Origin of the sequence: Flavobacterium sp. (assembly GCF_023151265.1) — a bacterium.
Classification (GTDB): Bacteria; Bacteroidota; Bacteroidia; order Flavobacteriales; family Flavobacteriaceae; genus Flavobacterium.
Genome location: NZ_JAKLJH010000091.1, coordinates 1 through 10,991 on the forward strand (window position 1 = coordinate 1; position 10,991 = coordinate 10,991).

11 protein-coding genes are annotated in these 10,991 nt (G+C 31.5%); all 11 read right to left on the reverse strand.

Annotation, left to right across the window (positions count from 1 at the left end):
• Positions 1-331 (reverse strand): hypothetical protein (locus L6Q46_RS09390; protein ID WP_291284086.1); only part of this gene is annotated, 331 nt, incomplete at its 3' end.
• 3 nt (positions 332-334) lie between these two features.
• Entirely contained in the window at positions 335-1,090 is a 756-nt protein-coding gene (locus tag L6Q46_RS09395) for a shikimate dehydrogenase (RefSeq protein ID WP_291284087.1), read from the reverse strand.
• Between the two features lie 131 nt (positions 1,091-1,221).
• Positions 1,222-2,211, reverse strand: a complete 990-nt coding sequence (locus L6Q46_RS09400) for a hypothetical protein (RefSeq protein WP_291284088.1) — start codon at positions 2,209-2,211, stop codon at positions 1,222-1,224.
• A gap of 35 nt (positions 2,212-2,246) precedes the next feature.
• Complete coding sequence (locus L6Q46_RS09405) at positions 2,247-3,215, reverse strand: DUF368 domain-containing protein (RefSeq protein ID WP_291284089.1); 969 nt, start codon at positions 3,213-3,215, stop codon at positions 2,247-2,249.
• A 145-nt stretch (positions 3,216-3,360) separates the two neighbouring features.
• Positions 3,361-4,755: a CDC27 family protein gene (locus L6Q46_RS09410; RefSeq protein WP_291284090.1), complete on the reverse strand. Its 1,395-nt coding sequence runs from the start codon at positions 4,753-4,755 to the stop codon at positions 3,361-3,363.
• A 154-nt stretch (positions 4,756-4,909) separates the two neighbouring features.
• Positions 4,910-6,100, reverse strand: a complete 1,191-nt coding sequence (locus tag L6Q46_RS09415; RefSeq protein WP_291284091.1) for an aspartate aminotransferase family protein — start codon at positions 6,098-6,100, stop codon at positions 4,910-4,912.
• A 55-nt stretch (positions 6,101-6,155) separates the two neighbouring features.
• Positions 6,156-7,847: an OstA-like protein gene (locus L6Q46_RS09420; protein WP_291284092.1), complete on the reverse strand. Its 1,692-nt coding sequence runs from the start codon at positions 7,845-7,847 to the stop codon at positions 6,156-6,158.
• Positions 7,848-7,940: 93 nt separating this feature from the next.
• Positions 7,941-8,519: a hypothetical protein gene (locus L6Q46_RS09425; RefSeq protein ID WP_291284093.1), complete on the reverse strand. Its 579-nt coding sequence runs from the start codon at positions 8,517-8,519 to the stop codon at positions 7,941-7,943.
• 65 nt (positions 8,520-8,584) lie between these two features.
• Positions 8,585-9,856 (reverse strand): adenylosuccinate synthase, encoded by a 1,272-nt coding sequence (locus tag L6Q46_RS09430; protein ID WP_291284094.1) that lies wholly within the window; start codon positions 9,854-9,856, stop codon positions 8,585-8,587.
• A 100-nt stretch (positions 9,857-9,956) separates the two neighbouring features.
• Positions 9,957-10,394, reverse strand: coding sequence for a transcriptional repressor (locus tag L6Q46_RS09435; RefSeq protein ID WP_111566744.1), 438 nt, complete (start codon positions 10,392-10,394; stop codon positions 9,957-9,959).
• Positions 10,395-10,488: 94 nt separating this feature from the next.
• Positions 10,489-10,991: ACT domain-containing protein (locus L6Q46_RS09440; RefSeq protein ID WP_363315875.1), on the reverse strand; the 503-nt coding region annotated here is incomplete at its 5' end.

Consider the following 10,991-nt stretch of genomic DNA (forward strand, 5'->3'; position numbering starts at 1 on the left):
ATGGAATTAGAAGTAATAAAGGAAAAATAAGAGGTAAAATACTGAGAAAACTAAAGTACGCTTTTTCTAATTTGTTTAAAACTGATTTTTGAGCAACAAGATTATAGAAAATCCCCGAAAGTAAAGCAATGAATGTTACTATTCTTCCTGTCCAAATCCCTCTAATTTGAAGTTCAAGAATTAATAAAACAATTGTAATAGTAATCGTTAAATAGTGTAAATATTTAAGATAAATCGATAGTTCTTGATTTAATCTATAATCATTTTTCTTCCAATCTTTGATTTTGAAAGCATAAAGAATCAGTAATAAAATTGAAACTACAAATATCATAATCTACTCATTCCAAATCTTCCAAGCTTTCTCCGCCTGTAAAACCAACATTTCGTAACCGTTTTTCGTCACGGCACCTTGAGTTTTAGCCTTTTTTAAAAATGTAGTTTCTTCTGGATTGTAAATTAAGTCGTAGGCAATGTGTTTTTTGGTAAACAAACTGTAATCTAAATTCGGACAATCGTCCACATTTGGATGTGTTCCTACCGGTGTGGTGTTGATAATAATGGTATATTCTTCAAAAATAGCTGCGTCTAATTCTTCATATTTGTATTGAAATTCATCGGCTGTTCTGGAAACAAAATCGTATTCGATTTTTAAACTTCGTAATGCGTAAGCGATTGCTTTACTTGCTCCACCAGTTCCTAAAATCAACGCTTTTTTATGATGTTCTTTCAGTAAAGGTTGTATCGATTTTTTGAATCCGTGATAATCGGTATTGTAGCCTTTTAGTTTTTTCTTTTTGGAAATCGTAATGCAATTAACCGCGCCAATTTTCTCCGCTGTTTTCGATAATTTATCCAAATACGGAATAATCTCTTCTTTGTACGGAATGGTAACGTTTAAACCACGTAACCCTTTAATTTCATTGATTATCTTTGGTAACTCTTTGATGCTTTCAATGTCGTAATTCTTGTATTCGCAATTGTCAAAATGACCAATTTCAAACTTCTCATTGAAATATTTTTTTGAAAAAGAATAGCTTATGTTTCGACCAATTAGGCCAAATTTCAACTGTTTTTTTGCTTTCTTTTTCATTATTGAAGTTTTAAAATAGTATGCAGTTATTCTGTAAATTTATGATAAAAGATTGCATCTACAAAACACACGTTGAATTTTAATAAAAAAATCAAATTAACTTAACATAAACAAATAGAAGAATAGCAGTTTTAATAAATTACTCTTTTAGAAATTCTATCGCTATCATCAAATACTGCAACATTATTTTTCTTTAATTCAATTTTAAAACCTTCCCAATGTTTATTTAATAAATTATCAGATGAATATGTTCTGTTTTCAAATAGTTTTGTTTTGATGACTACTGTTTTTCCTGATTGTTTAAAATGACGATGAATATTAATTGATTCAATTTCATTTAAATCAAAATATTTTTTCTCCCAAAAACGGATAGAGTTTTTTACAATTAGATAGTTATCACTAATTATGAAATAGTTCATGTCGTTTGAGAGTAATAGAATTAAAAAAGTGATTAAAACTATTGTTTGTAAAGTAGTGTAAATATTCAAGGTTTCTATTGGAAAAAATGGGTAAAGAATTATTATAACCAAACCATAAAAAATTATTCCAGTAACAGATAAAATATGAGAAAAATTAAATGTTTTAGTTTTGTTATCTGAATTTATTTTGAATACCTTTTTTTGGGGTAAAATGGAATCTAAATTCAGTTTAATAATTTTTGTACTCTCGCTTTTTATAGATTCATCAATGAAGTTTAATACGATTTTTAATTTGAAAAAATCTTGATATTTAAATGAATACAAGTTAATGATTTCGTCGTTTTTTAATTGTATTCTAGTGCTATCTACTAATATTTCATATGAATCATTAATTTCTGAAAGAATTATATTTTTGATGTTCTCAATTAGGATTGCCTTTTTTGAAAAAAGTTTTTTTATAATTATTTCTTTTTGATTTACTTCAATGTTCGAAAAAAAATGGAGTGTAAATAGCGTAGTAGTAACAAGAAGAACGATAAACAAGCAAAAAAATAAGAAAATTGGAATATCAAATTTTATTTTAGATTCTTCAATAAATCTATTAAACATATGAAATGAAAGTAATCCAAAAAGAAATACACTAAAAAAACTAAAAACTAATATTAATTTTAAGTTAGCCCTTACTTTTATAGATTTATTCATTTCTTAAATATAATTTACAGGTTTTGAATGAAAAATTAGTTTTTCCCCAATTTACTTGCCATTTTTTCCATTCCAAAAATCAATACAAATCCTAAAATTGCTAATATAATCGCCATGGTAATTTGCGGTTCACCATTGAAATTTTGAGGTAAAATACTTTTATCGATATAAGGCACCACTTCACCATGACTATTGATTCTGGTTTCTAAAACTTGTTTCCAAGGCCAAACTTTATTCAAAGAACCAACCATGAATCCTACTAATAAGGTTAATGTGGTGTTTTTATGATGTTCAAACATCCAATGTAATACTTTAGAAAACGATTTCAATCCGATGATGCAACCAAGAGCAAAAACACCTAGTTTTAATAAAGCTGAAACTAGAATTTCTGAATTAGCTGTGGTTAATCCTTCTCTAAATGTATTGATTGTTCCAATTACAGTTTCATACGAACCCATTAAAAGCAAAATGAAGGCTCCTGAAATTCCAGGTAAAATCATGGCAATAATAGCAATAAATCCAGATAAAAATAAATACCAATAGCTATCAGGAGAACTCACTGGTCGTGCAATTGTAATGTAGTAGGAAACGGTAATTCCAATTAATAAAAAGAGAATATCAACTAATTTCCAACGCGTAATTTCTTTCCAAATTAAAGTAATACTTGCGATAATTAAACCAAAGAAAAACGACCAAACTAAAATAGGTTGGGTTTCCAATAAATGCGTAATCACTTTAGAAAAAGTCAAAATACTAATTCCGATTCCGGTTAATAAAGCCAATAAAAAACTTCCGTTTACTTGTTTCCAAGCGGCTTTTAATCCGTCTTTTTTTAATGTTTTTAAGACCGAAAGATTCACATTATTTATGCTATCAATTAATTCTTGATAAATTCCGGAAATAAAAGCAATAGTTCCTCCAGAAACACCTGGAACTACATCGGCAGCTCCCATGGCTAAACCTTTAAGTGTAATAATTAGATAATCGGGAAAAAGTTTTCTCATGACAATAAATAGTAATTTTTCAAAAGTTAACAGTTGTCATTCTGTCCCGAAACTTCGGGGTTATTTCAGAATCTTAATTTTTATCATAAAAGAAGCTGAAACGAGTTCAGCTTGACAAACAGTTTTTTAATATGTTTTTTTATTTCTATTTTTTAAATTTTGCAATCGTATTCTGAACTTCGGTTCTTTCCCAAACTACAGGGAATAATTCTTGAAACAAAGTAAGCTGTTTTAGATTTAATTTCATACCATTTATTAGGTGAAGATTTCCTTTGGTAACATCATCTGTTAAAAAGTACAATCCAGCTAAACGATATTCCATTTCATACTCGTCTGGTAAAACATTACTAGCTTCTAAAAGGATTTCGATAGCGGTTTCAAATTCGCCCAAATATTGTAAAACATCCGTCCAGAGTGTGAACGTGTCTAGATTAATATCGCCACTTTCAAATGCTTTTCGGTAGCCATATTCTGCTTCTTCAAAGAAATGTAAAGCACTGTTTACAGCGGCAAAACGTTTCCAGTATAGTGAGTTATCTCCATCAATTCCAATCGCTTTGTTAACGTAATACAACGCTTTTTGGTAATTTTTTTGACGAATATAAAAATCGGTAATTGCAATCCAACCTTTGTCTAACAATGGGTCTTCGTGAACTGTTTTTAGGTAATAATTTAATGCGAATTCGGTGTTTCCTAAACGTTCATAACATTTTGCTACACGAAGTAAAACAAATGAAGAAGGGTCATCTAATTCTAGTGTAACATTGTAACAATCAATAGCTTCTTGATACTTTTTTAGTTTTTCGTATGATTTTGCTTTTTCCATGTACGCACCTAAGAAGGTTTCGTCAATTAATGTCGCATAATCGAAAGCCCAAACTGCTTTTTCGTAGTTTTTCAACGCATAATATTGGCGTCCTAATTGATGCCAAGCCACTTCACTATACGGATTTTTATCAATGAATCTGTTTAGATAAATGATTGCATCTTCATTCTGATCTAAGAAATCAAAACAATAAACTACGTTGTAAAGTGCTGAATAATCTTCGGTATCTTCATCTAAACACTTGATGAAGTTTTCTTTTGCCATTTCTAAATTATCCATGAATAAATATTCCATTCCAATCATGGAATACACATCAGCATAGTCATCCGTATATTTCAAAGCGATTTTTAGAAAAGAAATAGCCTTTTCATGTTCGTCTCTTTTTGAATAAATATTGGCTTTTTGAATGTAGATTTCTTCGTTAGTTGGTTCAATAGCGTATAACTCGTTTAGTAACTTTTCAGCAATTTCGAGTTTGTCTTCGTAAACCAACATTTCTACCTGAACTAATTTTAATCCGGTAGATTTTGGATGTTGTTCTAAACCTAATTTAAGCGCTCTTTTGGCCAAATTCAATCGACCCGTATCCATGTAATGAAGAATGATATCTTCAAACTCCTCTGAATCAAAGAAAAAAACTTTATTGGTTTTTAACATCGATTCAAATTTAGATAAGGACAAGCTGTTTTCTTCTTCTTCGTGACTCAAATTCATAGCGCTTCGTTTTATGATTTTATCCTTATTAAAATTAAGGAATAATATTGGGGTAGTGGTTTGGGGATTGAATTGTTTTAAACAATTTAATTAACAATTTTAAGTTCAAAATTGATTTAAGATTAAAAAGTTCTAGTTCCCATCTTCCAACTTCCTACTTCATTTCTTTTTCTATCTCATTTAATACCTCAATAATAATGCCACATCCTTTTGTAATTTCTTCATTATTAATGGTTAATGGCGGTGTAATTCGAACAGCGCAACCTTCGAAAAGGAGCCAGAATAAAATAACACCTCTTTTATGACAGCGTAAAATTACTTCATTTGTAATCTCAGGAGAATCTGTCATCGCAGCCAACATAAGCCCTCGACCTCTAATTTCCTTGATCAACGGATGCACTAAAAGCTTCTTGAAAAGTTGTTCTTTTTCTAAAGTTTCTTGCATTAAATTAGTTTCCGTTATTTCTTGTAACGTTGCCAAACTCGCTGCCGCTATGACAGGATGTCCGCCAAAAGTGGTAATATGTCCAAGTTTTGGATCATGACTTAGTAAATCCATCATTTCGGCTGAAGCGGTGAAAGCTCCAACAGGCATTCCTCCACCCATTCCTTTTCCCATAACCACTACATCTGGAATAACATCGTAATTTTGGAATCCGAAAAGTTTTCCTGTGCGACCAAATCCGGGTTGGATTTCATCTAATATCATAATAGCGCCCACTTCATCACAACGTTGGCGTACTTTTTTAAGAAAATCATTTTGAGGTTCAATAAATCCGGCACCACCTTGAATAGTTTCTAATAAAATTCCAGCTGTTCTAGTGGTGATTTTTTCTAAATCCGCTTCATTATTGAACGTAATAAAATCCACATCAGGAATTAACGGGCGAAATATTTGCTTGCGTTCTTCAAATCCCATCACACTCATGCTTCCCATAGTATTTCCATGATAAGCATTGTGACATGAGATTAATTGACTTCTTCCTGTAACTCTTCGAGCCAATTTTAAAGCGCCTTCAATAGCTTCCGTTCCTGAATTTACTAAATAGGTTTTTGTAAGCGGGTAGGGTAGATTTTCGGCTAACAATTTACATAATTCTGTTGCTGGATGTTGGGCATATTCGCCATACACCATTACATGCGAATAGGTGTCTAATTGTTTTTTGATAGCATCATTCACGCGTTGTGGTTGATGTCCTAATGTGTTTGCTGAAACTCCGGCAACCATGTCTAAATAGGCATTGCCATCTGTATCGTAAATATAAGAACCCTCAGCGTGAGAAATTTCCATGGCTAATGGGTGAGGTGAGGTTTGTGCTTGGTATTTAAAAAAATCTTCAATCATAATTTAGTGATAAGTGAAAAGTAATTAGTGATTAGTTAAATTAAGCTTATCATTTTTATTTATTACTTTTTACTTTTTTTACTTCTGGTTTTTTTGCGGTTTTCTTTTCTTCGGCTTTTTTGTTTTCGTCGAATTCTAGAGTTTCTGGAAGAATTTCCATTGGTTTTTCTGCTTCAATGGCTTTCTTTTTTGCTTCGATTTGAATTTTGTCATCTAATTCAACTTCGTCTGCTGGGAAAATATCATCTTTAGATAAAATTCGTTCATCGCCGCGCCATAAGAAACCTCTGAGTTTTCGAGCGTTTTCGGGAAATTCGGTCTCTGGATAAATATGACTATCGGTATCTTTAAAAAAAGTTATAGCGTCAATTTTATTTTCCTCTAATTCCAAATTAATTTTACTACAAACTGTTTTGTTGATTCCGATAAACTCATTGGCATCGTTGTACATATAATAAATGACTTCAGCATTTTTTACCATATCGACTTCCTTCAGTTTTCCATCAATAAATTTCCCGTATAAATTTTGTCCTTTTATTTGATTATAACCATTTTTACTGAGACTGTCTTTTTGGATAATAAAGGCATTGTTGAGTACTTTTAGTGAATCTAATTTTTGCGTTTCATTGTTCCCAATTAAATGCATGATATCGCCTGTCATTTGGTTTTCGTTGTTCCAAAGAATAGGTTTTCCAATCATTTTCGTCAATTGTGTTTTATTGTTAGAATGAAGCGAATCGCATTTTCCGCTGATATCACTTTTATAAAAACGAACATTGTTAAAAGTACGAATTACTCGGTCTTCTTGCGGACCCGAAACAATGATTTTTTTTCCGTGCATATACAAAGTGTCCTTTTCAACCAAAGTTTTTACTAAAGCTCTTTTGGTTAAAATCATCGAATCTTTTTTTGTTGCAGCATTTCGGTACAATTCTGCGTAATGACCTGTAGCAATTACATTGTTGATGGTGTCGGTTATTTTTACATTGTTGATGCCTCTCGAATAATTTTTCTTTCGGTCGTAATACAAATCATCTCCTTCAATAATCTTGTTATCAAGCGTTATTTTTGAATTTTTGGAGAGTTTCCCAATGTCGTTTGTAGTATCGTAAAATCCGTTTTCAGTATAAATTACGTTTTCTTTACTTGTAATGGTTGAAGGTCCAAAAACATAAGCATGTCCAGAATTTTCGTAATAATCTAAGTTGTTGGTTTTGATTGTACTTTCAGGATTTGTAACAGTAACAGCAGTTATAAATTTGTATTTTTTTTGGTCAACATAATAATACCCTGATTTACTTTTTAAGGTATTTTCTTTATTGCGAATAGTGCCGTATGTATTGTAAAAAGCTTGTTGGTTTTTCTTGTCGAAATAAACAGTATCTGTAGTTAAAGTTGATTCTGGCGAACGTAAAACGACATCACCTGTTGCAAAAGCCAATTCTTTATCACCATTATATTCTGCATAGCGACTGTTCATGGTAATGGTATCGCCTTGATTCATTTGAACATTTCCAAATGCTTTTACGTAATTTTCCTTTTCAAAATGATACGCTTTGTTGCAATTCATTTTTACACCATTGTGAATAATGCGAACATTTCCTGTAAATACAGTAGCTCCTGGGATTTCGGTTTGATTTTTATCAACAAAATCAGAATTTTCAATGATGATTTTTTTCTTTTCTTGGGCTACCGAAAAGGTCACGGTAAGTAATAAAAAGGCGATATATAAAAATGTGTTTTTCAAGTTGCATTTATTTTGAGCCAAATTTAAGTAAAAACTCGAAAAGCCACTGATAATTAAGAATATTTTATCACTTTATAGTATTTGAAAATTAGTTTATTTGTAAAGAATTACTAACCAATAAGCAACTTCTGGTTGAAATAAGCCTATTGCGGGAGTATAAAGTACAAATCCAATTTTTCCATTATTATTTAGACAATCATTGGTAACCTGAAGATTTTTGATGGAATTCCAAACACTCGTATAATCAAAGTTTGTATATCCTTCACCAGCCAAAACATCTGCGGTAGGTAAAAAATATTCTATTTCATCTAAATCGATAGTTGGATTTAATGTCGTAGTTTCATAATCAGATGAATCAAAATCTAGAGGTAGGTCATAAGAACCTCCCATCCATGTAATAGGTCCATCAAATATCACTTCACTGGTTGGAGTGTATTTTAAAGTGTAATTCCCATAATCGCCTAATGTAAGATAGGTTTCTTCAATAGGCAAGGAGTTAGTCATAGCAATGTTGTTAAATTCAAAGCTATTTCCACCTTCAAAAGTATGGGTTAAAAAATCAACTTTTAAGATTGTTAATTCTCGATTTGGATTTTGAATTACATTATCATCTCCGTCATCTGAACATGATGCAAGTATTAAAAAAAGAAATAAAACGGCTATTTTCTTCATAATTTAGGGTATGATTTTAGTAAAGATAAAAAAAAAACGCTTTCAATTGAAAGCGTTTTTTGTAATTATTTTATTATAGTTTGTTTTCTGTCTGGTCCAACCGAGATTACTTTGATTGGCACTTCGACTTCTTTTTCAATGAATTCAATATATGTTTTTAATTCTTGTGGTAATTCATCATACGTCGTCATTCCTGTTAAATCTGCTTTCCAACCTTTCATTTCTGTGAAAATTGGAGTTACATTTTCAGGTTCGATGTTATATGGTAAATGTTGAATTGCTTGTCCTTTGTAGTTGTAACCTGTACAAACTTGTAACGTATCAAATCCAGAAAGTACGTCGCCTTTCATCATGTATAATTGCGTTACACCATTTACTTGTACCGCATATTTTAAAGCCACTAAATCTAACCAACCACAACGACGCGCACGTCCTGTAACTGAACCAAATTCGTTACCTACTTTAGCCATAGTTTGTCCAGCTTCTTCGAAATCTTCTGTTGGGAAAGGTCCGCTACCTACACGAGTGGTGTATGCTTTGAAAATTCCGAACACGTCTTTTACTTTGTTTGGCGCAATTCCTAAACCAGTACAAGCTCCAGCTGCTGTAGTGTTTGAAGAAGTTACAAATGGATACGTTCCAAAATCAACATCTAATAAAGAACCTTGAGCTCCTTCAGCTAGGATTGATTTTCCTTCTTTTAAGGCTTTGTTTAAATATTCTTCGCTATCAATGAAAGTTAATTTTTTCAAGTCTTCTACTGCTGCAAAAAACTCATCTTCCATTTCTTTTAAGTTGTATTGTAATTCTACATCGTAGAAAGCAATCATTGCTTCGTGCTTGTCCGCTAAAGTTCTGTATCTTTCTTTGAAATCTTCTAATTCGATATCACCAACTCTAAGTCCGTTTCTACCAGTTTTGTCCATGTATGTTGGACCTATACCTTTTAAAGTAGAACCAATTTTTGCTTTTCCTTTTGATGCTTCAGAAGCGGCATCTAATAAACGGTGTGTTGGTAAAATTAAGTGTGCTTTTCTAGAGATGAATAATTTAGCTGTAACATCCATATTGAATTTTGCTAAACCTTCAATTTCTTTTTGGAAAACTACTGGGTCGATTACCACTCCATTTCCAATGATATTAATAGCGTTTTTGTGAAAAATTCCAGAAGGAATCGTTCTTAAAACGTGTTTGATTCCGTCAAATTCTAAAGTGTGTCCCGCATTTGGTCCACCTTGAAAACGTGCAATAATATCATATTTTGAGGTAAGAACGTCAACGATTTTTCCTTTTCCTTCGTCGCCCCATTGTAATCCAAGTAGTAAGTCTACAGTCATTGTGTTGTTGTTTATTATTTGTAGTTAGTTGTTATTGTTTTTTTGGATAGAGACAAGTCATTGACTTGTCTGTACGCATTTTTTTATTTATGAATATCAGTTATTGTTGTTTTTTTGTTCCGTAGAAGTAAAGTGAGTGAGTTGAAATATCAATTCCAAACATTTCTTCCATGGTTTGTTTTATTTGTTGAATTCTTGGGTCACAAAATTCGATAACCTCACCAGAATCAGTTAAAATAATGTGATCGTGTTGTTTATCGAAATACGATTTTTCGTAATGTGCTTGGTTTTGTCCAAACTGATGACGACGCACCAAACCACATTCTAATAAAAGTTCGATTGTATTGTAAAGTGTGGCTCTACTTACACGGTAGTTTTTATTCTTCATTTTGATATATAAAGATTCGATATCAAAATGTTCGGCAGTATTGTAAATTTCCTGAAGAATAGCGTAGCGTTCAGGTGTTTTACGGTGCGCCTTTTCTTCTAAAAATTTAGTAAAAACGTTCTTTACAATTTCTTGATTTTTGTTTTCCATCGTATTGATAAATGAAATATTGGCAAAGATAGTGTTATTTTTGCTTTGAATAAAATCCTAAGTTTAATTAGAAAATTATAGTTATTAACTTTTGTTAATTATTGTAAACCCTAGTCACCTTATCAATTCCATCTACTTTTTTGATGTTTTCGATTAGCTTTTTTAAGATCGTATTGTTTTGAACTACCACAGCCACTTGTCCATTAAAAATTCCCGCTTCACTACTTAAGGAAATGCTCTGAATGTTTACGTTCATTTGACTTGAAATTACTTTAGTTAAGTCATTCGTAAGTCCTAAAATATCCATTCCTGTAATTTTTAAAATAGCTTTGAATTCTTCTTGTGATGAGTCAATCCATTTTGCTGGAATAATTCTATAAGCGTAATTGGATTGCATACTAATGGCATTTGGGCAATCTTTTCTGTGTACTTTAATTCCTTCATTAATAGTAACAAAACCAAATACTTCATCACCCGGAATAGGGTTACAGCAGGTTGAAAGTTTGTAGTCTAATTTATCTTGTTCCGCACCAAAAACAAGCATGTCAAACTTTTTACTAATTTCGTTCTTATAAACTTGATCAGGTTGGGCTGTTG

Coding starts and splice junctions, on each gene's coding strand:
- L6Q46_RS09395 (WP_291284087.1), bottom strand. CDS start 1,090: ATGAAAAAGAAAGCAAAAAAACAGTTGAAATTTGGCCTAATTGGTCGA.
- L6Q46_RS09400 (WP_291284088.1), bottom strand. CDS start 2,211: ATGAATAAATCTATAAAAGTAAGGGCTAACTTAAAATTAATATTAGTT.
- L6Q46_RS09405 (WP_291284089.1), bottom strand. CDS start 3,215: ATGAGAAAACTTTTTCCCGATTATCTAATTATTACACTTAAAGGTTTA.
- L6Q46_RS09410 (WP_291284090.1), bottom strand. CDS start 4,755: ATGAATTTGAGTCACGAAGAAGAAGAAAACAGCTTGTCCTTATCTAAA.
- L6Q46_RS09415 (WP_291284091.1), bottom strand. CDS start 6,100: ATGATTGAAGATTTTTTTAAATACCAAGCACAAACCTCACCTCACCCA.
- L6Q46_RS09425 (WP_291284093.1), bottom strand. CDS start 8,519: ATGAAGAAAATAGCCGTTTTATTTCTTTTTTTAATACTTGCATCATGT.
- L6Q46_RS09430 (WP_291284094.1), bottom strand. CDS start 9,856: ATGACTGTAGACTTACTACTTGGATTACAATGGGGCGACGAAGGAAAA.
- L6Q46_RS09435 (WP_111566744.1), bottom strand. CDS start 10,394: ATGGAAAACAAAAATCAAGAAATTGTAAAGAACGTTTTTACTAAATTT.